Raw genomic sequence first — 26,451 nt, forward strand, 5'->3', positions numbered from 1 at the left:
TTGGCCGATGCTACCGACGCAGGACGACACCGCCCGACGCCTCGCCGACGTGCTCGTGAGCGCGGCCGCGGCGACGCGCGGCGAGCCGAACCGGCTCGGCCTGCGCGCCGTGCGCAGGGCCCTCGTCGTGCTCGTCGACGGCCTCGGCGTGTCGGTGCTGCAGGCGCGCGCGGGGCACGCCCGCACGCTCGCGGCGAGCCTGACGCCGGCGACGATCATCCGCTCGGGATTCCCGACGACGACGGCCGCCGCGCTCGCCTCCCTGACCACGGGAGCATCGGCGGGCACGCACGGCCTCGTCGGCTACACCGTGCGCGACCCCGCGACGGGCGACCTCGTCGCCCCGCTCTCGGGCCTCGCCGGGCGCGACCTCGCCGCGTGGCAGCCCGTGCCGACGGTGTTCGAGGCCGTGACGGATGCCGGCGGCGACGCCGTCGCGATCGGCCCGGAGCGCTACCGCGACTCCGGCTTCACGGGCGCCGTGCTGCGCGGTGCGCGCTACCTCCCGGCGCGCACGATGGCGGACCGGGTCGCGGCGGCGGTGCGCTGGGCGCGCGAGCCCGGCACCGGCGTCGGTTACCTGTACGTGCCCGAGCTCGACATGGCGGCGCACGCGCACGGCTGGTCGTCGCCGGAGTGGACGCGGCAGCTCGAGACCCTCGAGGCGGCGCTCGGCGGCCTCGCCGAGCTCCCGCGCGACGTCGGGGCGCTGCTCACCGCGGACCACGGCCTGGTCGACATTCCGGTGTCGGGGCGCATCGCGTGGGACGACGACCCCGAGCTCACCCGCGACGTCGTCGCGGTCGCGGGCGACCCGCGCTGCCTGCACGTGCACGCCGCGCCGGGCGCCGCCGGCGCCGTGCTCGAGCGCTGGAGTGCCGCCGAGGGCGGGCGGTCGTGGGTCGCCTCGCGTGACGAGGCGATCGCCGCGGGCTGGTTCGGCGCCGTCGACGAGCGGATGCGCGACCGCATCGGCGACGTGCTCGTCGCGGCGCGCAAGGCGATCGCCTACTACCGGCGCGGGCCCGACGGCACGGGAACCATGACGATCGTCGGACAGCACGGCTCGTGGTCGCCCGAGGAGCTGCGCGTGCCGCTCGTGCCGTTCGGCGCGTTCGCGCGCTGACGACGCCGGGCCGGGTCGGGGCACCGACCAGTACGGGTCAGACCAGGTCGTCGTCCGGCCGGGTGCCGAACACGATGTCGTCCCAGCTCGGCATCGACGCCCGGCCCTTGCGCGCCGGTCGCACGGTCGCCGTCGGTGCGGGCGGCGCGGGTTCCGCGGGCTCGCGCGACGGGATCGGGTCGTCGGCGAAGTAGTCGTCCATCGGCACGTCGACGAGACGGATGCCGGCGGGTGCGGGCGTGCTCGCCGGCTCGTCCGCCTCGGCGTAGACGGCGGGCTCCCGCTCGCCGCGGCGGCGGCGCAGCGCCTCGAGCAGGTCGGCGGTGTGGGCGCGGTCGTCGTCGGCCTCGGCGTCCGCCGGCTCGGGGGAGCCGGCATCCGTCTCCTGCTCGGCCGCGAACGCGGGATCGTCGACGAGGAACGCGCCGCTGTCGAACCGGCTCGTGTCGGTCGGACGCGCCTGCCCCACGACCCGCAGCCGGGGGATGATGCCCTCCGGCGACTGCTCCTGCTGGGAGAGCCGGATGGCCTCGGCGTTCGCGGGGGAGAGGGCGCCGCGCTTGGGATCGAACTGCCAGCGCGCGTCGTGCTCGACCTCGCCCACGACGAAGGTGAGCACGACCACCCAGCCGCTCTCCTCCTTCCAGCTCGTCCACGACTCGTCGACCGCGCCGACCGTCTCGAGGCGCGAGCCGATGATGTCGCCGAAGGTCGAGGCCTCGGGGTCGGCGTCGAGCGCGGTGCGCACGGGCACGGCGCGCGCCGCATCCGTCACGTACTCGCGCTCGGCGAGGACGGGGCCCTCGAAGCGCTGCACGTAGTCGAGCGCGACGCCGCGCTCCTCGGCGATCTGCGCCGCGGAGTGGCCGGAGCGCACGAGCACCTGGATCTCGCGCGGGCTGAGCCGGCGCTCGGCGGAGCGGTCCGGCATGGCGAGCCGCACGGTCGCCTTGAGCTCCTCGTCGACCACCACGCGGTAGCGCGATCCGTCGTCGGCGATGAGCACGAGCGCACCGTCCTCGATGCCGCTGAACTGCAGATCCTGCATGGCGAACCGTTCCTCCCGCGGGCCTATGAATACGCGACAGGATCGCACGCTTCGGGCCCCGATCCGGGGAATACCGCGGGCGCGCCGCGGGTTGAATCGGGCGCTCCGCGAACACCGTCGGAATCGGTTTGCGGATGCCAGACGGATGATGCAGACTGTGCGCGCCGATTTCGGTTGACGTGTGCGAACTAAGAGATGGATGGGTATGGCGACCGACTACGACGCCCCTCGGAAGACCGACGACGACAGCGAGTCGATCGAGGCGCTGAAGGAGCGCGTTCCCGACAAGGCGTCCTCGTCGATCGATGTGGATGACGCCGACAACCCGGGCAGTTTCGAGCTCGCGGGGGGCGACCTCTCCGACCTCGACCTCGATGTCGTGGTGCTTCCGCCGCAGGCCGACGAGTTCACCTGCGTGAGCTGCTTCCTCGTGAAGCACCGCTCGCAGATCGACCACCTGGAGAAGCTGGGGCCGATCTGCCTCGAATGCGCGGCGTGACCGCGCGGCCGACGGCACGCACAGCGCGCGCTGTGTCGACGGCTTCGAAGGCAGGGCGTCCCTAGGGACGCCCCGCCTTCGCCGTCTCGAGGGCCGCGACGACGGCCTCGGGGTGCCGGGACGAGAACAGCCAGTACGGCGCCGGGTCGGTCGCATCCGTGTTCTCGACCTTGACGACGGGAGCGACCCAGCCGCGCAGGTGCAGCCAGGCGCGCGCGTCGAGCGAGGGGCCGCGCTCGGCGCTCGCCGAGCCGCGGTGCGCGCTCGCGGCGCCGACGGCGTCGAGCGGCAGTCGCGCGCGTCCCACCGTGAGGCCGGCGGCGTCCACGTCGACGGCGGTCGCCGCCGCGATCAGGGCGAGAACGCATCCGGCGTAGAGCACGACCGCGACGACCGCGCCGACCACGGGCGAGATCGGCAGGAACACGAGCAGGCTCGCGGGGATGACGAGCGCCGTGGCGAGGTAGAGCCACGGGGCGGGCCACAGCCGTTCGGAGTACAGCGGGGGTTCGTGCGGGGTCGGCATGACTCCATGGTGCCGTGCACTAGCCTCGATGCGTGCCGAATGACGTCGAGGTGCTCATCCGTGCGACCTCCGTGCCGGCCTACGCGCACCCCGGCGACGCGGGCGCGGACCTCACCGCGGCGGAGGCCGTCGTGCTGGATCCGGGGGAGCGCGCGACGGTGGGCACGGGCGTGTCGATCGCGCTGCCGGACGGCTACGTCGCGTTCGTCGTGCCGCGCAGCGGCCTCGCGGCGAGACACGGCATCACGGTCGTCAACAGCCCGGGCACGGTGGATGCCGGCTATCGCGGCGAGGTGCGCGTCACGCTGCTGAACACGGATGCCCGCGACGCGTATCCTGTCGCGATCGGCGACCGGATCGCACAGCTCGTGATCATGCCCGTCGCCCGCGCGCGGTTCATCCCGGTCGACACGCTGCCCGGCAGCCACCGGGGGTCGGGCGGTTTCGGCTCGACGGGGTACACGACGACCGCGGCCGAGACGGCCGCGACGACCAGTGGAGGAGACGCGTGAGCGACGACAGCGTTCAGCTGCCCGACGATGCGAAGTCGGCGCCCGAGGACCGCGCCGAGAACGGCCCGCTCGACGAGAGCGAGGCGAACCCGGTCCGCCCCTACGTCGACCTCGGCGGGGTGAAGATCCTGCCGCGTCCCGACCTGCAGTTGCGCCTCGAGGTCGAGGAGGGCACGAAGCGTGTCGTCGCGGTCGGGCTCGACTATGCCGGGTCGAGCCTGCAGGTGCAGCCGTTCGCGGCGCCGCGCTCGAGCGGCCTGTGGCACGAGATCCGCGAGCAGATCGTCGACCAGATCGGCAAGCAGGGCGGCGAGACCCGCGTCGTCGACGGCCCGTTCGGCCCCGAGGTGCTCGCGCGCATCCCGAGCGCGGCGGGTGACGCGCCTGGTTCGGCGCGGCTCGCGCGCTTCATCGGCGTCGACGGCCCGCGCTGGTTCCTGCGCGGCGTGATCTCGGGCGAGGCGGCCATCAAGCCGGAGGCCGCCGCGCCCGTCGAGGACCTGTTCCGCAGCATCGTGGTCGTGCGCGGCTCCTCGCCGATGCCGCCGCGCGACCTCATCCCGCTGCACATGCCGGCGGCCGCCGAGCCCGGCCGGGTATGAGCGAGCGCGAGGACCGCCCGGCGCCCGGCGCGCCCGAGGACGGCGCCGCGCAGCCGGGCTTCGCCGAGCTGTTCACGACGGCGCTGCGCGGATCGGCGCTCTCGCGTCTCGCCCCGGGCGAGCTGCCGAGCGGAGCCGAGCTGCTGCGCGTCGTCGGCGGCGTGCGGGGCGTCGTGGAGTCGGTGCTCCCGGGCCTCGCGTTCCTGATCGCGTTCGCGATCACGAACATCGTGCTCGGGCTCGACCAGCCGGTCGTCGTGGCCGTCTCGGTCGGCGTTCCGCTCGTGCTCTGCATCGTCTTCCTTGTGATCCGCGGGATCGCGCGCGAGGCCGTGCGCCCGGCGCTCACCGGGGTCCTGGTCGCCGCGGTGACCGCGGTGCTCGCGCTCATCACGGGCCGCGCCCAGGACAGCTTCGTGCCGGGCATCGTCATCAACGTCGTCTCGCTCGTCGTGCTCCTCGTCACGCTCGTTGCGCGCTGGCCGCTCGTCGGCCTCGTCGTGGGCGCGCTGAGCGGCGACCTCACCGGCTGGCGGGCCGTGCCGGCGAAGTGCCGCGTGCTGACGATCGGCACCTGGTTCTGGGTCGGACTGTTCGCGCTGCGCCTCGTCGTCGAGCTGCCGCTGTACCTCGCGTCGCTCGGTGACTCGGCGGCGTTCACGCCGTGGCTCGCCGCCGCGAAGCTCGTGCTCGGGGTGCCGTTCTACGCGCTCGTGCTGTGGCTGACCTGGCTGTTCGTGAGCCCCGCGTTCGCGCCGGCCGACCGCGCGGCGGGCGACACGGCCGAGCCGCCGCAGGCATCCTGAGATATCTTGACGTCAAGATATATGATGGCTGCTGAGCCCGCCGCTCCCGGGCGGCTCCGGGCTTAGGCTTGCCTTGCTAGCCGCCCGGTTCCGGCCCGCGCGAGGATGAGTGCCAGGTGGCGCGAGCGAGTCGAGCGAGCCCGTTCAGCGAAGGAGACCGATCATGTCTGCAGTGAACAGCTTCGGCGCGAAGGACACGCTCACGGTCGGGTCAACCGACTACGAGATCTTCCGCATCGACACGGTGCCCGGCTACGAGAAGCTGCCGTTCAGCCTCAAGGTGCTGCTCGAGAACCTGCTGCGCACCGAGGACGGCGCGAACGTCACGAAGGCGCAGATCGAGGCGCTCGGCGCCTGGGTGCCCGAGGCCGAGCCCGACACCGAGATCCAGTTCACCCCCGCGCGCGTCGTCATGCAGGACTTCACCGGCGTGCCGTGCATCGTCGACCTCGCGACGATGCGCGAGGCGATGGCCGACCTGGGCGGCGACCCCGAGAAGATCAACCCGCTCTCGCCGGCCGAGATGGTCATCGACCACTCGGTGATCGCCGACCTGTTCGGCACGGAGAACGCCCTCGAGCGCAACGTCGAGCTCGAGTACGAGCGCAACGGCGAGCGCTACCAGTTCCTGCGCTGGGGCCAGACCGCGTTCGACGACTTCAAGGTCGTGCCCCCGGGCACCGGCATCGTGCACCAGGTGAACATCGAGCACCTCGCGAAGGTGATCTATCCGCGCACCGTGGACGGGGTGCTGCGCGCCTACCCCGACACGTGCGTCGGCACCGACTCGCACACGACCATGGTCAACGGCCTCGGCGTGCTCGGCTGGGGCGTCGGCGGCATCGAGGCCGAGGCGGCCATGCTCGGCCAGCCCGTGTCGATGCTCATCCCCAAGGTCGTCGGCTTCCGGCTCAGCGGCGCGATCCCCACGGGCGTGACGGCGACGGATGTCGTGCTCACCATCACCCAGATGCTGCGCCGGCACGGGGTCGTCGGCAAGTTCGTCGAGTTCTACGGCGAGGGCGTGACGGAGGTTCCGCTCGCGAACCGGGCCACGATCGGCAACATGAGCCCCGAGTTCGGCTCGACCGCGGCGATCTTCCCGATCGACGAGGTCACGATCGACTACCTGCGGCTCACCGGCCGCAGCGAGGAGCAGGTGGCGCTCGTCGAGGCGTACGCGAAGGCGCAGTCGCTCTGGCACGACGCATCCGCCGAGCCGACCTACAGCGAGTACCTGGAGCTCGACCTCGCGACGGTCGTGCCGTCGATCGCCGGTCCGAAGCGCCCGCAGGACCGCATCGAGCTGAGCGCGGCGAAGTCGCAGTTCGAGGCGGACCTCGCCAACTACGCGGATGTCAGCCACTCCTTCGTCGACGACGCGGTCGAGGGCACGTTCCCGGCATCCGACCCGGTGGGCTTCACCGCCCAGGACGAGGACCGCGCGCACGAGACCTCGCACACGCACACCAGCCACGCCCCGGCGACCGCCACCAAGCCGACCCGGGTGGCGCTCGGCGACGGCACGGAGTTCACCCTCGACCACGGTGCGGTCGCGATCGCCGCGATCACGTCGTGCACGAACACGTCGAACCCGAGCGTCATGCTCGCGGCCGGCCTGCTCGCGCGCAACGCCGCGAAGAAGGGCCTCACCGCGAAGCCGTGGGTCAAGACCACGCTCGCGCCCGGCTCGAAGGTCGTCACCGACTACTACGAGAAGGCCGGCCTCACCGCCGACCTCGAGGCGCTCGGCTTCTACACCGTCGGCTACGGGTGCACGACGTGCATCGGCAACTCCGGTCCGCTGCTCGACGAGATCTCCACGGCCGTCAACCAGAACGACCTCGCGGTGACCGCGGTGCTCTCCGGCAACCGCAACTTCGAGGGACGCATCAACCCCGACGTGAAGATGAACTACCTCGCGTCGCCCCCGCTCGTCATCGCGTACGCGCTCGCCGGCTCGATGAACTTCGACTTCGAGGCGGACGCGCTCGGCACCGATCTCGACGGCAAGGACGTGTACCTCAAGGACATCTGGCCCGACTCCGCCGAGGTGCAGCGCACCATCGACGCGTCGATCGACACCGGCATGTTCGACAAGCAGTACTCGTCGGTCTTCGACGGCGACGAGCGCTGGCGCACCCTGCCCACGCCCGAGGGCTCGACCTTCGAGTGGGCGAGCGAGTCGACGTACGTGCGCAAGCCGCCGTACTTCGACGGCATGACGCTCGACACGAGCCCCGTCACCGACATCGTCGGCGCCCGCGTGCTCGCGAAGCTCGGCGACTCGGTAACGACCGACCACATCAGCCCCGCGGGCTCGATCAAGGCCGACACCCCGGCGGGCCGCTACCTCACCGAGCACGGCATCGAGCGCAAGGACTTCAACTCCTACGGCTCGCGGCGCGGCAACCACGAGGTGATGATCCGCGGCACGTTCGGCAACATCCGGCTGCGCAACCAGCTGCTCGACGGGGTGGAGGGCTCGTACACCCGCGACTTCACCACCGAGGCCGGCGAGCAGACGTTCATCTACGACGCCTCGACGCACTACCAGGCGAACGGCGTGCCGCTCGTCGTGCTCGGCGGCAAGGAGTACGGCTCCGGCTCGAGCCGGGACTGGGCCGCGAAGGGCACGAGCCTCCTCGGCGTGAAGGCCGTGATCACGGAGAGCTTCGAGCGCATCCACCGTTCCAACCTGATCGGCATGGGCGTCATCCCGCTGCAGTTCCCGGCCGGCGAGTCGGCCGACAGCCTCGGGCTCGACGGCACCGAGGAGTTCAGCATCTCGGGCATCGAGGCGCTGAACGGCGGCACGACGCCGAAGACGGTGCACGTCACGGCAGAGCCGACGGCGCACTCGCCCGCGGGCAAGCAGACGGTCGAGTTCGACGCGGTGGTGCGCATCGACACCCCCGGTGAGGCCGACTACTACCGCAACGGCGGCATCCTGCAGTACGTGCTCCGCTCCCTGGTCTGAATAACGTCGAGAGCGACGGGGCGAGCACGTAGGCTCGAAGAATGAGCCTGCTCGAGGGGATCACCGGCCCGCGCGACCTCGACGGGCTCTCCACGCGGGAGCTCGACGAGCTCGCCGCCGAGATCCGCCGGTTCCTCGTCACGGAGGTATCCAAGACCGGCGGGCACCTCGGACCGAACCTCGGCGTCGTCGAGCTCACGATCGCGATGCACCGCGTGTTCGACTCGCCACGCGACGCGATCGTGTTCGACACCGGCCATCAGTCCTACGTGCACAAGCTGCTCACCGGCCGGCAGGACTTCTCCGCGCTGCGGCAGCGCGGGGGGCTCGCGGGCTACCCGCAGCGCGACGAGAGCGAGCACGACATCGTCGAGTCCTCGCACGCCTCGAGCTCGCTGTCGTGGGCGGACGGCATCTCGCGGGCCTTCACGATGACCGGCCAGGCCGACCGGCACGTCGTCGCGGTCGTCGGCGACGGCGCGCTCACCGGCGGGATGACGTGGGAGGCGCTCAACAACATCACGGATGACAACTCGCGCAACCTCGTCATCATCGTGAACGACAACGGACGCTCCTACGCGCCGACGATCGGCGGCATGGCGCACTTCCTCAGCGACATCCGCACCCGGCGCAGCTATCGCGACCTGCGGGTGAAGAGCGAGCGGTTCTTCGGCCTGTTCGGCGCTCCGGGGCGCGCGTTCTACCGTGGCGTGCGCGGCGGCACGCACGGCTTCCTCTCCCGGTTCACGAACAACGAGGCGCTCTACTCGAACCTCGACATCAAGTACATCGGCCCCGTGCACGGCCACGATCTCGAGGCCCTCGAGCACGCCCTGCGCCAGGCGCGCGACTACGGCGCGCCGGTGATCGTGCACGCGATCACCGAGAAGGGCCACGGCTACGAGCCCGCTCTCGCCGACGTCGCCGACCAGTTCCACGCGGTCGGGCAGATCGACCCGGAGACCGGGGAGCCGCTCGAGACGGCGAGCCGTCCGTCGTGGACGAGCGTGTTCGCCGACGAGATCCTCGCCCTCGCCGAGCGCAACCCGCGTCTCGTGGGCATCACGGCCGCGATGCTGCGCCCGACCGGGCTGCACCGGCTCGCCGAGCGGTACCCCGACCGCGTGCTCGACGTCGGCATCGCGGAGCAGCACGCCGTGGCATCCGCCGCCGGCCTCGCGTTCGGCGGGCTCCATCCCGTGGTCGCGCTGTACGCGACGTTCGTGAACCGCGCGTTCGACCAGGTGCTCATGGATGTCGCGCTGCACCGCGCGGGCGTCACCCTCGTGCTCGACCGGGCGGGCGTCACGGGCCCCGACGGTCCGAGCCACCACGGGATGTGGGACCTCGCGCTGCTGCAGATCGTGCCGAACATCCGCATCGCCGCCCCGCGCGACGCGACCCGGCTGCGCGAGGAGCTCGCCGAGGCGGTCACGGTCGAGGACGGCCCGACGGCGCTGCGGTTCTCGAAGGGCTCGGTCGGCTCGGAGCACGAGGCCGAGCGGCGGACGGATGACGGCGTCGACGTGCTGCGCGAGGCGGCCCACCGGGACGTGCTGCTCGTCGCCGTGGGACCGATGTGCGACCTGGCCCTCGACGTCGCGCAGCGGCTCGCCGCGCAGGGCATCGGCGCGACGGTCGTCGACCCGCGCTGGGTCGTGCCCGTTCCGGCCGGCGTCGTGCGGCTCGCGGCCGACCACCGCCTCGTCGTGACCATCGAGGACGGCGTGCGCGTCGGCGGCATCGGCACGCGCATCCGCCAGGACCTGCGCGACGCGGGCGTCGACACGGCCGTCACGGAGCTCGGCCTGCCCGACGAGTTCCTGCCGCACGCCACGCGCGGTCAGATCCTCGAGAGCGTCGGGCTCACCGCGCAGCGCATCGCCCAGGACGTCGTGTCCCAGGTGCTCGGCAGCAAGATCCCGGTCGCGCGTCCGCTGCCGGATGACGTGCCGGCGTCCGAGCGCGCGCGGTCGGAGTAGCCCCGCCCGCGCGCGCCGGGCTCAGGAGCGGGCGAGCAGCTCGAGCGTGTCGACGACGCGGTTCGAGAAGCCCCACTCGTTGTCGTACCAGGCGACGACCTTGACGTTGCGGCCGTCGACGCGCGTGAGCTGGGCGTCGAAGATCGACGACGCGGGATCGCCGGTGATGTCGGATGACACGAGCGCGTCGTCCGAGAACTCCAGGATGCCCGCGTACCGTCCGGCGGCGGCCGTCGCGTACGCGGCGATCACCCCGTCGCGCGTGACGTCGCGCGCGACCACGGTGTTGAGCTCGACGAGGGATCCGACGGGCACGGGCACGCGGATCGAGTCACCGGAGAGCCGCCCGTCGAGGCGGGGGAGCACGAGGCCGATCGCCTTCGCGGCGCCCGTCGTGGTCGGCACGATGTTGACCGCCGCCGCGCGCGCACGCCGGGCATCCCGGTGCGGGCCGTCCTGCAGGTTCTGCTCCTGCGTGTAGGCGTGCACGGTCGTCATGAAGCCGTGCTCGATCCCCGCGAACTCGTCGAGCACGGCGGCGAGCGGCGCGAGCGCGTTCGTGGTGCACGACGCGTTCGAGACGATGCGGTGCCGCGCCGGGTCGTAGGCGTCGGTGTTGACGCCGTACGCGAGGGTGACGTCGGCGCCGTCCGACGGCGCGCTCACGAGCACGCGGGAGGCGCCGGCCTCCAGGTGCGCCCGGGCCGCGGAGGCGGACGTGAATCGTCCGGTGGACTCGAGCACGAGGTCGACGCCGAGCCCGGCCCAGGGCAGATCGGCCGGCTCGCGCTCGGCGAGCACGCGGATGCGCCGCCCGTCGACCACGAGCACGTCGCCCTCGACGCTCACCGGCCGCCCGAGGCGCCCGGCCGTGCTGTCGAACGCGAGCAGGCGGGCGAGGGCCGCCGGCTCGGTGAGGTCGTTGACGGCGACGACCTCGAGGTCGCTGTCCCGGGCGAGCAGCGCGCGGAGGGTGTTGCGTCCGATGCGGCCGAATCCGTTGATGGCGATGCGGGTCATGGTGATCTCCTTTCGATCGACCACCAGCGTCGCGCTCGCGCCGGTTGCCGCCCAGGGGCCGCCGGGACAGCATCCGCAAGGATCTCGCCAGCCGTCACTCGCCGCGAGTGAACGTGCGCCGGTACTCGCTCGGCGTCGTGCCGAGCACCCGCCGGAAGTGCTGCCGCAGGTTCGCCCCGGTGCCGAGGCCGACCTCCGCGGCGATCTGCTCGACCGAGCGCTCGGAGAGCTCGAGCAGCTCACGGGCGACGTCGACCCGCGCGCGCAGCACCCACTGCATGGGCGTGTAGCCGGTCTCGTCGTGGAACCGGCGCGAGAACGTGCGCGGCGAGACGGCCGCGTGCCGGGCGAGCTCCTCGAGGCTCAGCGGGTCGTCGAGGTGCTCGAGCGCCCACGCGCGCGTCACGGCGAACCGCTCGCCGAGCGGCTCGGGCACGCTGCGCGGCACATACTGCGCCTGGCCGCCGCTGCGGTACGGCGCGGCGACCAGACGCCGCGCGGCGTGCGTGGCGGCGGCGACCCCGAGGTCGCCGCGCAGCACGTGCAGGCACAGGTCGATGCCGGAGGCGGCGCCCGCCGAGGTGAGCACCGGCCCCTCGTCGACGAAGAGCACGTTCTCGTCGACCTCGACGAGCGGATGCCGCGCCGCGAGCGCGCGCGTGTAGTGCCAGTGCGTGGTCGCCCGGCGGCCGTCCAGCAGGCCGGTGGCCGCGAGCGCGAACGCGCCCGTCGAGATCGCGGCGAGCCGCGCGCCCCGGGCGGATGCCGCCCGCAGCGCCGCGATCACCGCGGCCGGCGGGTCGTCGCGGTCGGGGTGGCGGTAGCCCGGGATGAACACGATGTCGGCCCACGCGAGCGCGTCGAGCCCGCCGGCGACGTGGTACGAGAGCCCGTCGCCGCCCGTGACGAGCCCGGGCGCCGGTCCGCAGACGCGCACCTCGTACGGCATGCTCGCGCGCGTCGAGAACACCTGCGCGGGGATGCCGACGTCGAGCGGCTTCGCGCCGTCGAGCACGAGCACCGCGACCCGGCGCAGCCGCTCCTCCGTCACGCGCCCGATGCTATCCAGCGGCCCGCGACGCTACGCAACGCCCGCGATCGGCGGGTGGTGGAACGTGTCGCCGAACGCCCGCTGCGAGGCGCCGACCCGGTCGAGGTAGGGCGTCAGGCCGCCCATCTGGAACGGGTAGCCCGCGCCGAGGATGAGGCACAGGTCGATGTCCTCGGCAGCCTGAACGACGCCGTCGTCGAGCATCCGCTTCACCTCGTCGGCGAGCCCGTCCTCGAACCGCACGCGCAGCTGCTCGGCGGTCATCGGCGTCGTGCCGCCCGCCACGATCGCGCGCGCCCGCTTGTCGACGCCCGTGATCCTGCCCTTGCCGTCCCGCTCGAAGATGTGGCCGAGCTCGGCGAGCCGGTGCAGGTTCGGGCTCTCGAAGAACCGGTCGGGGAAGGCCGCGTGGTGCGTGTCGAGCACGTGGGCGCCGACCTTCAGGCCGACGAGCTCGAGCAGCTCGAACGCGGTCATCGGCAGCCCGAACGGCGCGATCGACTCGTCGACCACGGCGAAGTCGGTGCCCGTGTCGACGGCGTGCATCGCCTCGCCGAGCACCTTCGCGAGCACGCGGTTGACGACGAAACCGGGCGTGTCCCTCGTGATGACGGCGTTCTTCTTCAGGTTCTTCGCGACCGCCAGCGCCGTTGCGAGCGTCACGTCGTCGGTCTTCGTAGCCCTGACGACCTCGACGAGCGGCATGACCGCGACCGGGTTGAAGAAGTGGAAGCCGACGAGGCGCTCCGGATGCGCGAGCTTCGCGCCGATCGCGTCGACCGACAGGCTCGACGTGTTCGTCGCGAGCACGGCGTCCTCGGCGACGTAGCGCTCGATGTCGGCGAAGACGTCCTGCTTGACGCCGAGCTCCTCGAAGACGGCCTCGATGACCCAGTCGCAGTCGGCGTAGTCGGCGCGGTCGACGGTGCCGGTCACGAGCGCCGAGAGCCGGTTGAGCTCGTCCGGGCTGATCCGCCCCTTGCTGCGCAGGGTCTCGAGCTCGCCCCGGATGTAGGCGATGCCCTTGTCGACGCGCTCCTGGTCGAGGTCGCTGATGAGCACGGGCACCTGCAGCCGCCGGACGAACAGCAGCGCGAACTGGCTCGCCATGAGCCCGGCGCCGACGACGCCGACCTTCGTGATCTTCTTGGCGAGCGCGGCATCCGGTGCTCCCGCGGGCCGGCGGGCGCGCTTCTGCACGAGGTCGAACGCGTAGATGCTCGCGGCGAACTGGTCGCCGGCGATGAGCTCGGCGAGCGCCTCGTCCTCCGCGCGGAAGCCGTCGTGCTTGTCGGTCTTCGCTGCCGACTTGAGCAGCTCGAGCGCCTTCCACGGCGACTTCGCGACGTGCCCGAGCCGGCTCTCGACGGTGTCGGACGCGATCTTGATCGCGATCGGCCACTTGGCGGTGCGCTCGATCCGGCCGGGCGCGTTCCTGCGCTCGACCCGGATGCTGCCGCTGAGCACGCCGTCGGCCCAGGCGATCGAGTCCTCGAGGAAGTTCGCCGGGCCGAAGATCGCGTCGGCCATGCCGAGGTCGTACGCCTCCTGCGCCGTCAGCGTGCGATTGTTCTTGAGCGGGTTCTCGAGCACGACCCTGAGCGCGTTCTCGATGCCGATGAGGTTCGGCAACAGCCACGCGCCGCCCCAGCCCGGGATGATGCCGAGGAACACCTCGGGCAGGGCGATCGCCGCCGCCGAGCTGTCGATCGTGCGGTAGTCGGCGTTCAGGCCGATCTCGACGCCGCCGCCGAGCGCGAGGCCGTTCGTGAACACGAACGACGGCACGCCGAGCGTGGAGAGCTTGTCGTAGGTCCAGTGGCCGAGCTGCGCGAGCTTGCGGGCGACGTCCTTGCTGGGCACCTCTCCGACCTTCGAGAGGTCGGCCCCGGCGGCGAGGATGAACGGCTTGCCCGTCACCGCGACGCCCGCGATCTCGCCGCGGCCGGCGCGCTCGCGCTGCGCGTCGAGGGCGCGGGCGAACTCGACGAGCGTCACCGGGCCGAGCGTGTTCGGGCGCGTGTGGTCGCGTCCGTTGTCGAGCGTGATGAGGGCGAGCGTGCGACCGTTCGAGATCGGCACGTCGCGCACGAAGGAGTGCGTGACGACCTCGTCGGCCGAGAAGGCGAGCAGCTCGTCGAAATCGGAGTACTGGAATTCGTAGGCCACTTACTTCTTCTCTCCGTCGAAGAGGGGGTTCTCCCAGATGACGCTGCCGCCCTGCCCGAGGCCCACGCACATCGCCGTGAGGCCGTAGCGCACCTCGGGGTGCTCCTCGAACTGCCGCGCGAGCTGGATCATGAGGCGCACGCCCGAGGACGCCAGCGGATGCCCGAAGGCGATCGCGCCGCCCCACGGGTTGACGCGCGGGTCGTCGTCGGCGATGCCGAAGTGGTCGAGCAGCGACAGCACCTGCACGGCGAACGCCTCGTTGAGCTCGAACAGGCCGATGTCGTCGATCGTGAGACCGGCCTTGCGCAGCGCCTTCTCGGTCGACGGCACCGGTCCGATGCCCATGATCTCCGGCTCGACGCCGGCGAAGGCGAAGCTCACGAGCCGCATCTTCGGTGCGAGGCCGAACTCGCGGGCCGCGTCCGCGCTCGCGATGATGCTCGCGGTCGCGCCGTCGTTGAGGCCCGAGGAGTTGCCGGCGGTCACCCGGCCGTGCGGGCGGAACGGCGTCTTGAGACCGGCGAGGCCCTCGAGCGTGGTCTCGGGACGCAACGCCTCGTCGCGCGTCGCGAGCCCCCATCCGTTCTCGCTCTTGATCGCGACGGGCACGAGGTCGGGCTGGATCTTGCCCGCCTCGTAGGCCGCGGCGGCCTTGTGCTGACTGGCCATCGCGTAGCGGTCGGCGCGCGCTTTGGTGAGCGCCGGGAACCGGTCGTGGATGCGCTCGGCCGTGTTGCCCATGTTGAGCGCCTCGGCGCTCACGAGCCGCTCCGCGAGGAAGCGCGGGTTCGGGTCCGCCCCGAAGCCCATCGGATGGCGGCCCATGTGCTCGACGCCGCCCGCGATCCCGATGTCGTAGGCGCCGAACGCGATCGCGCCGGCGATCGTCGTGACCGTCGTCATGGCGCCCGCGCACATCCGGTCGAGCGCGTAGCCGGGCACCGACTTCGGCAGCCCCGCGAGGATCGCCGCCGTGCGTCCGATGGTGAGCCCCTGGTCGCCCTGCTGCGTCGTCGCCGCGATCGCGACGTCGTCGAACCGGTCGCGCGGGATCGACGGGTTGCGCTCGAGCACGCCGATCATCGCCTTGACGACGAGGTCGTCGGCGCGGGTCTGCCAGTACATGCCCTTCTCGCCGGCTCGGCCGAACGGCGTACGCATGCCGTCGACGAACACGACCTCGGGACGGGCCGATGGTGAATGGGCCACGATGCCTCCACTTTCGTTATGACACCGTGAGCCTAGGCAGCCGAGCCTGGGCGCCCGGCATCGCCTGCGTGTTCCTACGAAGCACTTTCGCCGGCCTCGGTCGGGGCTTGGTCGGCCTCGACAAACGTCCGGACGATGATCGGAACCGCCTCCGCGCGCTGCCAGGGACGGGCGCCGAGCGCGCCGAGCGCGGCGTCGACGGATGCCGCGTCGAGCGGCGCGGGCGGAGCCCACGCGAGGCGGCGCAGCAGGTCGGGGGTGAGCAGGTTCTCGGCGGGCAGGCCGAGGCGCTCGGCGGCCTCGGCGATCGCCGGCCGGACGGCCTTGAGGCGACGGTCGGCCTCCGGGTTCTTGTCCGCCCAGAGCCGGGGAGCGGGCACCGCCTCGCCCGGCGCCCGCAGCGCCGGCAGGTCGGTCGTGGCGCGTCCGCGCTCCAGCGCCGCGAACCAGCGCTCGATCTGCGAGCGACTGGCCCGCCCGGTGAACTCCTTGAGCGCGGCGAGCTCCCGCTTCGTCGCGGGCGCGAGGCGGGCGACCGCGACGAGGGACGCGTCGGGCACGAGCCGGCCGGGCGCGGTGTCGACCTCGCGCGCGTACTCGTCGCGCGCGAGCCAGAGCTCGCGCGCGATCGCGAGGTTGCGGGCGCCGCGCACCGTGTGCAGGCCGTTCATCCGGCGCCAGGGCTCGGCGCGGTGCACGACGAGGTCGCGCAGCAGCACGGCGTTGAACTCCTGCGCCGCGAGCTCCGCCTTGCCGGTCTCCTCGAGCCGCTGCGCGAGGGCGTCGCGCAGGTCGACGAGCAGCTCGACGTCGAGCGCGGCGTAGACGAGCCAGGACTGCGGCAGCGGCCGGGTCGACCAGTCGGCCGCCGAGTGCTCCTTCGCGAGGTGGATGCCGAGCAGCTCCTCGACGACCGTGCCGAGGCCGACCCGGGGGAGCCCCGCGAGGCGCGCCGCGAGCTCCGTGTCGAACAGGCGCTGCGGGTCGATGCCGACCTCGCGCAGGCAGGTGAGGTCCTGGCTCGCGGCGTGCAGGATCCACTCCTCGTCGCCGATCGCGGTGTCGAGCGCGCTCAGGTCGCCGATCGCGGGCGGGTCGAACAGGAAGACGCCGGCGTCGCGGCGGAACACCTGGATGAGGTACGCCCGCTGCGAGTAGCGGTAGCCCGAGGCGCGCTCGGCGTCGATCGCGACCGGGCCGTTTCCGGCGGCGATGACCTCCACCGCGCGGAGGAACCCCTCGCGATCGGCGATGACGTCGACGTGGGCGTGCGGCTCCTGCACCCGCGGGGCGGCGTCCGGGACGGCATCCGTCGTGGCGTCCGGGACGGGGGTCGAGGCGGGATCAGTCACGCGCTGCCCGGTGTGCCGAGAGCAGGCTGACGCCGTCGGAGGTGGGCGGCAGGCCGGCGAGCATGCAGAGCAGCTCGCCCCAGCCGTCGATGTGGGCGACGAAATCGGTGGACACGGGAGTCCAGGATGCCCTGATCTCGATCTGCGCGCCGTCACCCTGCTCCGCGAGCTCGCCGAATCCGGTCGAGATGGTCTTCGTCGCGGTGCCGGATGCGGCGACGTACTGCGCGCCGCGCGAGTCGAGCGCGTCGATGAGCCACGACCACGCGACGTCGGCGAGGAACGGGTCGACGGCGATCTCCGGCTCGAGCGGCGCCTGGGCGAAGCACACGATGCGGAAGTCGCCGCCCCACGCCGGCGGCGAGGCCGGGTCGTGCAGCAGCACGAACCGGCCGACGCCGAGCTCGGAGTCGCTCGCGTGCCGCGTGGGGTGCACGTCGGCCGCGAGGGCGAACGAGTAGGGCGCGAGCCCCTGCGGTGCGGGGATCTCGGTGATCACGAGCTCGGCGCGCGCGGGCGCGGCACGCACGGCCGCGACGGCGGCCGCGAAGGGGATCGGCAGTGATCCTGAACTCGTCTCGGGCACACTCGAACGTTAATCTCTGGCGCTAGGGTGCGATACGAGGCACGCCGGAACTGTGGATCGGCGGATCGTCGGCGAACAGCGGGAGAGACGGATGCGGAGCACGGGCGGGGCGCGCGGATCGGCCCCCGCCCCCCGCGCGCTCCCCGCCGCGCTGACCGTCGCGATCATCGCCGGCGGCGCGCTCGCGGTGGTCGCCGCCGCCGCATCCGCCGCCGTCGCGACGATCATGGCCAGGCGCATCGTGACGCCGCCCGTCGACCGGGACGAGGACGTCACGGTGCTCGCGGTGGGCGAGCACAGCGTCACCATCTCGGCCACGCCGGAGTCGGTGCTCCCGGGGCGGTACAGCCTGTTCTTCGACCGCGGGCGCGGGCACGCCCGCATCGGCGATGTCATCGAGCGGGGCGACGGGCCGGCCGACGAGCTGGGCGGCGCCGTCGTCGAGCGCGCGGTGCTGCGCGTGGACCGCGGAGCGCTCGTGCCCGGCACGCGCGCCCGGATCTCGGGCTGGTACTACACGGCGCCGGACGACCTGGGCCTGCCGGTCGGCCGCGTGGACATCGACACGCCGCTCGGGCCGGCCCCGGCGTGGTGGTTCCCGGCGGAGGCCGAGTCCGGCTGGTGGGTGATCGCGGTGCACGGGCGCGCCGTGTCGCGCGAGGAGACGCTGCGCGCCGTGCCCGCCGTGCACGAGACGGGGGCGCACGCGCTCGTCGTGTCGTATCGCAACGACGGGGATGCGCCGGTGAGCCCCGACGGCCGCTACGCGCTCGGCGACGCCGAGTGGCAGGACGTGCACGCCGCGATGCGCTACGCGGTCGATCACGGCGCCACCGACCTCGTGCTGTTCGGGTTCTCGATGGGCGGCGCCACGGTGCTGCAGGCCGCGACGCGCTCGCCGCTCGCCGAGCGGGTGCGCGGCCTCATCCTCGACTCGCCCGTCGTCGACTGGGTCGACGTGCTCGACTTCCAGGGCCGGCTCGAGCGCGTGCCGGCACCGATCCGGCGCGGCGCGATCCGCCTGATGGGGGAGCCGTGGGCGGGGCGGCTGACGGGCCTCGCCGAGCCGATCGACTTCGCCCGGCTCGACTTCGTGCGCCGGTCCGCGGCGCTCGACGTGCCGGTGCTGCTGATGCACAGCGTCGACGACGGCTACGTGCCGGCCGGGCCGTCGATCGCGCTCGCCCGCGCCCGCCCCGACATCGTGACGTTCGAGCGCTACGAGCGCGCCCGGCACGTGAAGCTGTGGAACTACGATCCCGAGCGCTGGACGCGGGACATCACACGCTGGCTCCGGGCGCTTCGGCACCGGGCCCGGTGAGCGTCCAGCGCGAGTAGACCGCGCCGCCGTCGTCGACGAGCAGCTGCTCGAGGGTCGCTGCGAGGTCGAGGCCGTCGTCGGCGGCGAGGGACGGGGGCCGACCGCCGAGGCGCGGGCTCGTCGTCAGGCACAGCTCGTCGACGACGCCCGCGGCGAGCAGCCGGCGGGCGAGTGCGGGACCGCCCTCGCACACGATCGACTCGAACCCGCGAACGCGCAGCGCGGTGACGAGCGCTACCGGGTCGATCCGCCCGGCGGTCGCGTCGAGCACCACGATCCGCGGTTCGATCGGCGCGAGCTGCGCGCGGACGCGCGCCTCGGCATCCGGGGGACAGACCACGACGAGCCGTCCGGGCGCGGTGTCGGCCGCGAACGCGTGGCCGGTGAGATCGCCGGATGCCGTGACGACCGCGAGCGGAGCTCGCCGGGGCATGAGGTAGCCCTCGGCGCGCACCGTCGCCGCGCCGACGAGCACGAGGTCGGCGAGCTCGCGGATGACGCCGAGGATCATCCGGTCGACGGGGTTGCTCAGCGTGTGCGACGTGCCGTCGCCGCCCGCGGCCTCGCCCGTGACGCTCGTGATGAGGTTCGTGCGCACGATCGACAGCGCGGCTGGCCGGTACAGGTCGAGCAGCCGCGCCCGGGCGGCGGCACGATCGGCGTCGACGTCGATGACCTCCGGCGCACCGGGGAACACGCGGGTGATGAGCACGCACCATCCTCCCGTGCCGAGCGGTCGGGAGCGAAGCGCGGCGGACACTACGGTGGAGGATCGTGACCGAGTCGACCGCCGCATCCGCCCGCTCGCACCTCGTCGACATCGACCCGCAGCTCAGCGGCGCGGAGATGGTCGAGCAGCTCGTGCCGCCGCGCCAGTTCGCCGACGCGACGCTCGACAGCTACCGGCCCGACCCCGACCACCCCTCCCAGGGCGAGGCACTCGAGGCGATGCGCGCGTTCGCGGCCGGCAGCCGGCCGGGCGGCTTCTTCTCGCGCCGCCGACAGCCGGATGCGAAGCCGGGCATCTACCTCGACGGCGGCTTCGGCGTCGGCAAGACCCACCTGCTCGCGGCGCTGTGGCACGCGACCGGCGGGCGCCGGAAGTACTTCGGCACCTTCATCGAGTACACGGCGCTCGTCGGCGCGCTCGGCTACGCCGGCGCCCTCGCGGCGCTCACCGGCGCAGCGCTCATCTGCATCGACGAGTTCGAGCTCGACGACCCGGGCGACACGCGACTCATGTCGCGCCTGCTGCGGGAGCTCGTCGCCTCGGGCACTCGCATCGCGGCCACGTCGAACACCCCGCCGAATGCGCTGGGCGAGGGACGGTTCGCGGCACAGGACTTCCTGCGCGAGATCGACCAGCTCGCCGGCCAGTTCTCGATCATGCGCATCGACGGGCTGGACTACCGGCGTCGCGACATCGAGGGCCACGCGCAGACGACGGATGCCGCGGCGATCGACGCGATCGCCGCGCGCCTCACAGGCACCGTGACCGTCGACGACTTCGACGCGCTGCTCGCGCACCTCGCGCGCGTGCACCCCTCGAAGTACGTGAAGCTCGTCGCCGGCATCGACACCGTCGTGCTCACCGGCGTGCACGAGCTCGCGAATCAGACCGACGCGCTTCGTCTCGTGGCGTTCGTCGATCGCCTCTACGACGCGCAGATCCCGGTGGTCTCGAGCGGCATCCCGCTCGACGAGGTGTTCGCCGCCGACATGCTGGCCGGGGGCTACCGCAAGAAGTACCTGCGCGCGATGTCGCGCCTCATCGCGCTGACGACCGGCGCCGGTCTCTGAGCCGCCGCATCCGCTCGCCATCTCCGAGCGGATCGGGAGCGACAGGAAACACGATGTTTACCTGCGCGCGAGCGGCGTAACCTCCGCGAAACATCTACCGCGCGCCCACGAAACAGCCCCTCGCCAGACTGAGCCCGTACCCGGGGGGAGCGCGTGATGGCGCGCGGAGCCGGAGTGCGTCCTTTGCGGAAACTACGAGAGGTAACACTGTGGATACTGGCGAACTCGCCTGGGCGATCACGGCGTCGGCGCTTGTCGTCTTCATGACGCCGGGTGTCGCGTTCTTCTACGGCGGTCTGGTCAAGGCCAAGAGCGTCGTCAGCATGATGATGATGAGCTTCGGCGCACTCGGTCTCATCTCGGTGCTGTGGATTCTCTACGGCTACAACATGTCGTCGGTCGACAGCCCGTGGGCGTTCTCGGGCAACCCGTTCTCCGACTTCGGCCTCGGCTCGGCGGACAACGAGACGCTCGTCGGCGCGCTCTTCGGCGCGACCTTCGCGATCATCACCGTGGCGCTGATCTCGGGTGCGATCGCGGACCGCGCGAAGTTCGGCTCGTGGCTCATCTTCGCGGGACTGTGGGCGACCTTCGTCTACTTCCCCGTCGCGGCCTGGGTGTGGGGCGGCGGCTGGATCCTCAGCCTCGGTGACACGTTCGGACTCGACTACACGGTCATCGACTACGCCGGTGGAACCGCGGTGCACATCAACGCCGGTGCCGCCGCTCTCGCGCTCGCTCTCGTCCTCGGCAAGCGCGTCGGCTTCGCGAAGGGCATGAGCCGCCCGCACAACGTTCCGCTCGTGCTCCTCGGCGCCTCGGTGCTGTGGTTCGGCTGGTTCGGCTTCAACGTCGGTGCGGAGTTCAGCAACGACCTCGCGAACGCGGGCCTCATCGCGGTCAACACCCTCGGCGCCACGGCGGCGGCCATTCTCGGCTGGCTCATCGTCGAGAAGCTCAAGGACGGCAAGGCCACCTCGGTCGGTGCCGGATCGGGTGCCGTCGCGGGTCTCGTCGCGATCACGCCGTCCTGTGCCAACCTGACCCCGGGCTGGGCGCTCGTGCTCGGCATCCTCGCCGGTGCGATCTGCGCCCTGGCGATCGAGCTCAAGTACAAGCTCGGCTTCGACGACTCGCTCGACGTGGTGGGCATCCACATGGTCGGCGGCATCGTCGGCACGCTCTACCTGGGCTTCTTCGCGATCGACACCGGCCTCGTCTACGGCGGTGGCGGCATGCAGCTGCTCATGCAGGCGATCGCCGCGATCGGCGTGCTCATCTACTCGTTCGTGATCGCCTTCATCATCGGCTTCGTGATCGAGAAGACGATCGGCTTCCGTGTGAAGAACGAGGACGAGGTCGCTGGTGTCGACCAGGCCGTCCACGGCGAGGAGGGCTACGTGCTCGCCACCGAGTGAGCACGGATTCACCCGTCACGAGGGGGCGTCATCCTGCGGGATGGCGCCCCCTCGTCGTTCCTCGGTCCGATGGACACGCTCCGGCCGTTCGGAGGGGGGCGTGTGTGGCAGCGGATGGCGTAGCCGAAGTGCGGCTCGAGAGGTCGCTCCCGCCACACTCCGCTTTCGCCGCCCGCTGGTGCGGTTTCCCCGCCAGTGGCGGACGCGGCAGCTGGGCGCGGCGAATGGGAGTGATCCCCGGTCCGTGGTCTCCGTGTCAGGATTCTCGCGAGGGGCCCCCGCCTCGCCGTTGCGGGCCAGACTCCCGCGGGTATACTTACCTCATTGGAACCTTAACTGCGATCGTGGCGTGTTTGCTGTGCGGTCGCAGTTACTCGAGATAACATGCTCTTTTTTCGTCAGATCGAGGGTAAAAATGCGTAAATCAGCATCAAGTATGTTATTCGCCGGCGGCTCAGCACTCATTCCTGCCGTCGGAGTTGCGGCTCCGGCGATCGCGGCTGGTGCAACGATCAGTCCGAACACTCAGAGCACCACCTACGCCGGTCTGGCTCACTACACCGTGTCTTGGTCGGGAGGAACCCCAACATTCTTCCCTAACGCGAGCACGAGCACGGGTTCACCCCACGACGTCATCCTTTGACTATGGATTCGATTCATGTCCTTCGACCCACACGTTCACTCAGGAGCTTGATGTGGTAAGTAGCGGCGTTCTCGTCGCGGCCGCGACGTCTTCGACGAAGATCGTCCACTCCAACCCGTGCTGAGTCGCAGGCGTGCGGATTAGAGTGCCGCGACCGAGCACCCTGGCTGCGGTTCTTGGCGGTGTCGCCTCGATCGTGATTGCGCTGCTCGGCACGACGGCACAGGTGCAGCTCACGTCCGACATCACGAACAGGGCTCGCGGTGCGTACGACATTCTCGTGCTTCCGCACGATTCCGGCGCGACACCGGATTCTCCGACGAGTGGCCTGATCGAGCCGAATTACCTCCAATTCAGCGGACGCGGGGGCATCTCGCTTGGTGACCTTGCTCGCATCCGTGCTCTCTCCGGCGTTGACGTTGCCGCACCGATTTCCGTGATCGGCCAGGTGACGCCGTCGTCGGTGACTCCTGCCGTGGACCTGCCCGCCAACAGCGCTCCCGAGGTTGTGCGCGTCACACTGACCCAGTCGGTGGACGATGGCGTGCAGTCCACGCCGATCGCGTCCGAGAGTTTCGCGCTCGCGATCCCCGGCCCGGGCGGCGGCCAGCGGATCGGCTCGTCGGGTGTCATCAGCTTCTCCGACGGAGACGCAGACGACGGCTGGCGCGTGTACGGCAAGCCGTTCCCGCCGACGAGCGGCACCATCGTGGCGGTGGATCCCGTTGCCGAACAGGCGCTCGTCGGGCATTCGGTGCGCGCGCTCGGCTCACTCGGGCGCGTGAGGGACCAGACCATGTCCGCGTTCTCGATCGCGACGCTGAACGACGCGATCGCGGCCCAGGTGAAAGCCGGTCGCCTCGACCCGGCCGGGATCCATCCTCCCGCCGTGCCGCTCAAGGGCTTCACCGATGCGGTGGTGCCCGTGGTGGCCACCGCGACGGATGCTGCGCGGTCGACGTTCCACGTCTCCGCCGATGTGATCTACCGGGGCGCCGCGGCTGTTCCGTACGTGGACGGAACGGCTTCGCTGCGGACGATTCCTGACACCGGCAAGGTCGAAGCGAGCACCGACGTCGATCTGCCGTTCGACCGGAACCCGATCGGCTCGCCCGGATTCATCGCCGAACTCGGCGGTGGTCCGCAGGAAGACGTCGACGGCGGAGGCACGGTGTTCTCGAGTTCGCAGTACCTGCTCGCCAGCAGACCTCGCTACGTGCCGTCCAGCGGAACGTCGGCGGACGCAGCCGAGTTCACCATCAGTCCGCTCGGCGAGACACCCGCAACCGGTCCGGCCATCCACCTCGGGGCACCGTTGGACTCCGTGCCGGTCGCGAGTCAGGAGGAGCAGTACCGCGCAGTGGCGGCGGTGGCGTCGGCGCATCCGGCGGCGTTCGAGCCGATCGCCGACTTCGATTCGGCGCAGCTCGTGCCCGACTCTCCGGACGAGGGGCGGGTGAGCCTCGGCATCTACGATGTGCCCGACCTGATCGTCGACAACAGTCCGATCGCGCCACGCGGCGCCGTGCTGCGCCCGACGTTCAATCCCGCGGGGCTGGTCTCCCGCCCGCCGTCCGCGATCGCGGACATCAGAGACGCCGAGCTGCTGCGTGGCGAGGCGCCGATCGACGCGATCAGGATCAGGGTGCGCGGCATCACCACGATCGATGGCAACGCCATCCGCTCGGTCGAGGAGGTCGCCACGCAGATCGAGCGGCTGGGTTTCTCCGCCGACGTCGTGATCGGCTCCAGCCCGCAGCCGGTCACCCTCGACGTGCCCGCGTACGTCGACTCGGCCGGAGACGTCGTCAAGCTGGGAACGGTGACCCAGCGCTGGACGACGATGGGCGCATCGACCCGGGTCGCGAACACGTTCAGCTCTCTCACGCTCGCCCTGGTCGGCATGGGCGCGGCAATCGTCGCGCTCGGCGCGTTCGCCGCGTTTCAGCTCGAGGGCGATCTGACGCGGACGGAGGCAGGGGTGCTTCGCGCGTTCGGGTGGACACGCCGACGGGTCTGGTGGCGCCTGGCCCGGCTCCCCGTTCTGTTCTCCGCTGGTGCGGCCGTGGCGTCGCTTCTGACCGCGGGACTCGTCGGTCGCTCCGTGCTCACCGGTAGCATCGCTACGCTGCTGGCACTCGCGACGGGCGCGACGGCGATGGTCGGCGCCTGGCTCGGTCTGCGCGAGCCGCGGATCGCAGCGACGTCGCGCTCACCGTTCCTCGCCCACGGCCGGATGCTGGCGGCGGGGGCGATCGCATGCCGTAGCCGCGGGGCGGCCCTGGCGACCGTGTGTCTCCTCGCTCTTGGCATCGGGTCGTTCGGAATCGGGGTGGCACTGTTCGGGGCGCGTTCGGTCGCGGCCGGTCCGACCCTGTTGGCCGGAGCCCTGGGGGGTGCTCTGTCCGGGGCGCAGTTCGCACTGCTCATGGTTGTGCTGGCGGAGGCCATTGTGTTCACCACACTGTTGTGGCGCCACGGCGTGAGGGGGCGGACCCGGGATGCGGGGTATCTGCGCGCCGCCGGATGGTTGTGGCGAGACGTTGCCGCACTGGAGGTTCGGGTGTCGCTGTGGCTGACCGTTCCCGCGCTGGTCATCGCCCTGTTGGTCGGCTGGGCAGTGACACTGACATTCACCTTCGCGAGTTGGCAGGTCGCACTGTTCGCCGTGGCGATTCTCGGGTCGGCCACCGTGCTGTGGCTCGCGGCGTCCGCCGCCGCGCGCAGAGTCAGAGAGTCGTGATGAGTCAGAATGCTCCGACCGCGCTGCTCGCGTTCCAGGGCATCATCGCGCGATACGACGGCAACGATCTGTTCCCGCCGCTCACGTTCACCGTCCACGCCGGGGAGATCGTCGCGCTGAAGGGCCGGTCAGGCTCGGGCAAGTCGACAGCGTTGCGCATCGCCATGGGGATGAGGGCTCCGTCGTCCGGATCCGTGTCGTGGAAGGGGACCGATCTCTACACGATGACGGATGACGACCGCACCCGCCTGCGCGCGTCGAACTACGGCGTGGTGCTTCAAGACGGCGGAATGATCAGGGGGATCTCCGCCACTGCGAACGTCGTGCTGCCCGTGTTGCGGCGGAGGCCGACCCGAGCTGAAGCGGATCGCGCCCGGGACACGCTTCGTCTCGTGGGTCTCGACCGGCACCTGGACCGCCTCGTCGATGGGCTTTCCGGCGGCGAGGCGCAGCGGGTGGCGTTCGCACGCGCGCTGTTCGCCGAGCCGGAGCTGCTCCTGGTCGATGAGCCGACGGCGAGCCTCGACCGGCACAATGCCGCGAGCGTCGTCGCACTGCTCGCCGCGACTGCGAGCCGTGATCGTGGCGTGCTCGTCGCGACGCACGATCAGGAAGTGCTCGATGCCGCACACACCGTCGTCGACCTCGACACGCTCGCCTGATGCGCGCCGGGGTAGGGAGGTCGGCGTAACGAGCACGCGGTCAGTCGTCGGTCAGATCGAGGTGCTGCGGTCGTTCGGGGGTCGCCCGGGCGGCGTCCGCGGGCGGTGACGGATGCGGTTCCCGCTGTTCGCGGTCTCCCGCGTCCCCGTGCGCGACGACCTCGATCGCGACCGAGTCCCACTCGCGGACCTGGGCGCCCGGCGCCGGGTGCTGGCTCACGATCGAGAACAGGCCGGGCCACGCCAGCGAGCCGATGGGCGGCCCGTCCGGGTCGGTGCTCGCGAGCGCGACGCCGGCATCGGCCGCCACATCCCGCCCGACATGGAAGGGCAGCCCGACGACGTCGGGCACCGTCACGACTCGTCGTGCACCGGAATCGACCATGTCGTCGA

At 71.6% G+C, this 26,451-nt stretch carries 22 protein-coding genes; 12 read left to right on the forward strand and 10 right to left on the reverse strand.

Translation table 11 applies throughout. From position 1 onward, the window contains the following. The first annotated feature begins 7 nt into the window (after positions 1-7). Positions 8-1,126 carry an alkaline phosphatase family protein gene (locus QT381_RS09265; RefSeq protein WP_289248633.1) on the forward strand — a complete coding sequence of 373 codons (1,119 nt, stop codon included), beginning with the start codon at positions 8-10 and terminating at the stop codon, positions 1,124-1,126. Positions 1,127-1,163: 37 nt separating this feature from the next. Here QT381_RS09265 and sepH read toward each other — a convergent pair whose 3' ends face one another. Continuing rightward, entirely contained in the window at positions 1,164-2,174 is a 1,011-nt protein-coding gene (gene sepH, locus QT381_RS09270; protein ID WP_289248634.1) for a septation protein SepH, read from the reverse strand. 205 nt (positions 2,175-2,379) lie between these two features. On the opposite strand from sepH, the gene QT381_RS09275 reads away from it, so the two are divergent. Beyond that, positions 2,380-2,673 (forward strand): DUF4193 domain-containing protein, encoded by a 294-nt coding sequence (locus QT381_RS09275; RefSeq protein WP_289248635.1) that lies wholly within the window; start codon positions 2,380-2,382, stop codon positions 2,671-2,673. A gap of 61 nt (positions 2,674-2,734) precedes the next feature. Here the strand turns inward: QT381_RS09275 and QT381_RS09280 are convergent, their stop codons facing one another. Beyond that, positions 2,735-3,199, reverse strand: coding sequence for a DUF3093 domain-containing protein (locus QT381_RS09280; RefSeq protein ID WP_289248636.1), 465 nt, complete (start codon positions 3,197-3,199; stop codon positions 2,735-2,737). Between the two features lie 32 nt (positions 3,200-3,231). Between QT381_RS09280 and dut the strand changes: the two genes are divergently transcribed. The 5 genes from dut (at position 3,232) to dxs (ending at position 10,081) form a co-directional block, all read left to right on the forward strand. Further along, positions 3,232-3,711 (forward strand): dUTP diphosphatase, encoded by a 480-nt coding sequence (gene dut / locus QT381_RS09285; protein ID WP_289248637.1) that lies wholly within the window; start codon positions 3,232-3,234, stop codon positions 3,709-3,711. Beyond that, on the forward strand, positions 3,708-4,313 hold the full coding sequence (locus tag QT381_RS09290) for a DUF3710 domain-containing protein (protein ID WP_289248638.1): 606 nt from the start codon (positions 3,708-3,710) through the stop codon (positions 4,311-4,313). Before dut ends, QT381_RS09290 begins: the two co-directional genes overlap by 4 nt. Continuing rightward, the gene (locus tag QT381_RS09295) at positions 4,310-5,119 is read left to right on the forward strand and encodes a DUF3159 domain-containing protein (RefSeq protein WP_289248639.1); all 810 of its coding nucleotides are present in this window, start codon (positions 4,310-4,312) and stop codon (positions 5,117-5,119) included. The genes QT381_RS09290 and QT381_RS09295 overlap by 4 nt, the downstream gene beginning before the upstream one ends. Before the next feature lie 163 nt (positions 5,120-5,282). Further along, positions 5,283-8,099, forward strand: coding sequence for an aconitate hydratase AcnA (gene acnA, locus QT381_RS09300; protein WP_289248640.1), 2,817 nt, complete (start codon positions 5,283-5,285; stop codon positions 8,097-8,099). A 41-nt stretch (positions 8,100-8,140) separates the two neighbouring features. Beyond that, on the forward strand, positions 8,141-10,081 hold the full coding sequence (dxs, locus tag QT381_RS09305) for a 1-deoxy-D-xylulose-5-phosphate synthase (RefSeq protein WP_289248641.1): 1,941 nt from the start codon (positions 8,141-8,143) through the stop codon (positions 10,079-10,081). 21 nt (positions 10,082-10,102) lie between these two features. Here the strand turns inward: dxs and gap are convergent, their stop codons facing one another. The 6 genes from gap to QT381_RS09335 all read right to left on the reverse strand — a co-directional run bounded on the left by gap (position 10,103) and on the right by QT381_RS09335 (position 17,471). After that, complete coding sequence (gene gap / locus QT381_RS09310; RefSeq protein ID WP_289248642.1) at positions 10,103-11,101, reverse strand: type I glyceraldehyde-3-phosphate dehydrogenase; 999 nt, start codon at positions 11,099-11,101, stop codon at positions 10,103-10,105. Positions 11,102-11,195: 94 nt separating this feature from the next. Continuing rightward, on the reverse strand, positions 11,196-12,152 hold the full coding sequence (locus QT381_RS09315) for a GlxA family transcriptional regulator (RefSeq protein ID WP_289248643.1): 957 nt from the start codon (positions 12,150-12,152) through the stop codon (positions 11,196-11,198). 30 nt (positions 12,153-12,182) lie between these two features. After that, complete coding sequence (locus QT381_RS09320) at positions 12,183-14,321, reverse strand: 3-hydroxyacyl-CoA dehydrogenase NAD-binding domain-containing protein (protein ID WP_289248644.1); 2,139 nt, start codon at positions 14,319-14,321, stop codon at positions 12,183-12,185. Then, a complete protein-coding gene (locus tag QT381_RS09325; RefSeq protein WP_289248707.1) occupies positions 14,322-15,500 on the reverse strand; it encodes a thiolase family protein in 1,179 nt (392 codons plus the stop codon). 107 nt (positions 15,501-15,607) lie between these two features. Further along, on the reverse strand, positions 15,608-16,816 hold the full coding sequence (locus QT381_RS09330; protein WP_502877499.1) for a ribonuclease D: 1,209 nt from the start codon (positions 16,814-16,816) through the stop codon (positions 15,608-15,610). Positions 16,817-16,877: 61 nt separating this feature from the next. Further along, complete coding sequence (locus QT381_RS09335) at positions 16,878-17,471, reverse strand: DUF3000 domain-containing protein (RefSeq protein WP_289248645.1); 594 nt, start codon at positions 17,469-17,471, stop codon at positions 16,878-16,880. A gap of 91 nt (positions 17,472-17,562) precedes the next feature. Between QT381_RS09335 and QT381_RS09340 the strand changes: the two genes are divergently transcribed. Continuing rightward, a complete protein-coding gene (locus tag QT381_RS09340) occupies positions 17,563-18,792 on the forward strand; it encodes an alpha/beta hydrolase family protein (RefSeq protein ID WP_289248647.1) in 1,230 nt (409 codons plus the stop codon). On the opposite strand, the gene QT381_RS09345 is transcribed toward QT381_RS09340, so the two are convergent. Next, positions 18,752-19,504, reverse strand: coding sequence for a dihydrofolate reductase family protein (locus QT381_RS09345; protein ID WP_289248648.1), 753 nt, complete (start codon positions 19,502-19,504; stop codon positions 18,752-18,754). The two genes, QT381_RS09340 and QT381_RS09345, sit on opposite strands and share 41 nt — an antisense overlap. A gap of 62 nt (positions 19,505-19,566) precedes the next feature. Here QT381_RS09345 and zapE point away from each other — a divergent pair, with 62 nt between their 5' ends. From zapE to QT381_RS09365, 4 genes are all read left to right on the forward strand, one after another. Further along, positions 19,567-20,592, forward strand: coding sequence for a cell division protein ZapE (gene zapE / locus QT381_RS09350; protein WP_289248649.1), 1,026 nt, complete (start codon positions 19,567-19,569; stop codon positions 20,590-20,592). 209 nt (positions 20,593-20,801) lie between these two features. Continuing rightward, on the forward strand, positions 20,802-22,010 hold the full coding sequence (locus tag QT381_RS09355; protein WP_289248650.1) for an ammonium transporter: 1,209 nt from the start codon (positions 20,802-20,804) through the stop codon (positions 22,008-22,010). Positions 22,011-22,849: 839 nt separating this feature from the next. Next, positions 22,850-25,396 carry a hypothetical protein gene (locus QT381_RS09360; protein ID WP_289248652.1) on the forward strand — a complete coding sequence of 849 codons (2,547 nt, stop codon included), beginning with the start codon at positions 22,850-22,852 and terminating at the stop codon, positions 25,394-25,396. Then, positions 25,396-26,058, forward strand: a complete 663-nt coding sequence (locus QT381_RS09365; protein ID WP_289248653.1) for an ABC transporter ATP-binding protein — start codon at positions 25,396-25,398, stop codon at positions 26,056-26,058. The genes QT381_RS09360 and QT381_RS09365 overlap by 1 nt, the downstream gene beginning before the upstream one ends. 40 nt (positions 26,059-26,098) lie before the next feature. Here the strand turns inward: QT381_RS09365 and QT381_RS09370 are convergent, their stop codons facing one another. Continuing rightward, a complete protein-coding gene (locus tag QT381_RS09370) occupies positions 26,099-26,443 on the reverse strand; it encodes a PASTA domain-containing protein (RefSeq protein ID WP_289248654.1) in 345 nt (114 codons plus the stop codon). Between the last annotated feature and the right edge of the window lie 8 nt (positions 26,444-26,451).

This window comes from Galbitalea sp. SE-J8 (genome assembly GCF_030345695.1).
Classification (GTDB): Bacteria; Actinomycetota; Actinomycetes; order Actinomycetales; family Microbacteriaceae; genus JAUASV01.

Excerpts from the sequence above, each read along its gene's own strand:
- QT381_RS09265 (WP_289248633.1), top strand. The coding sequence starts at position 8 with ATGCTACCGACGCAGGACGACACCGCCCGACGCCTCGCCGACGTGCTC.
- sepH (WP_289248634.1), bottom strand. The coding sequence starts at position 2,174 with ATGCAGGATCTGCAGTTCAGCGGCATCGAGGACGGTGCGCTCGTGCTC.
- QT381_RS09275 (WP_289248635.1), top strand. The coding sequence starts at position 2,380 with ATGGCGACCGACTACGACGCCCCTCGGAAGACCGACGACGACAGCGAG.
- QT381_RS09280 (WP_289248636.1), bottom strand. The coding sequence starts at position 3,199 with ATGCCGACCCCGCACGAACCCCCGCTGTACTCCGAACGGCTGTGGCCC.
- QT381_RS09295 (WP_289248639.1), top strand. The coding sequence starts at position 4,310 with ATGAGCGAGCGCGAGGACCGCCCGGCGCCCGGCGCGCCCGAGGACGGC.
- acnA (WP_289248640.1), top strand. The coding sequence starts at position 5,283 with ATGTCTGCAGTGAACAGCTTCGGCGCGAAGGACACGCTCACGGTCGGG.
- dxs (WP_289248641.1), top strand. The coding sequence starts at position 8,141 with ATGAGCCTGCTCGAGGGGATCACCGGCCCGCGCGACCTCGACGGGCTC.
- gap (WP_289248642.1), bottom strand. The coding sequence starts at position 11,101 with ATGACCCGCATCGCCATCAACGGATTCGGCCGCATCGGACGCAACACC.
- QT381_RS09340 (WP_289248647.1), top strand. The coding sequence starts at position 17,563 with ATGCGGAGCACGGGCGGGGCGCGCGGATCGGCCCCCGCCCCCCGCGCG.
- QT381_RS09365 (WP_289248653.1), top strand. The coding sequence starts at position 25,396 with ATGAGTCAGAATGCTCCGACCGCGCTGCTCGCGTTCCAGGGCATCATC.
- QT381_RS09370 (WP_289248654.1), bottom strand. The coding sequence starts at position 26,443 with ATGGTCGATTCCGGTGCACGACGAGTCGTGACGGTGCCCGACGTCGTC.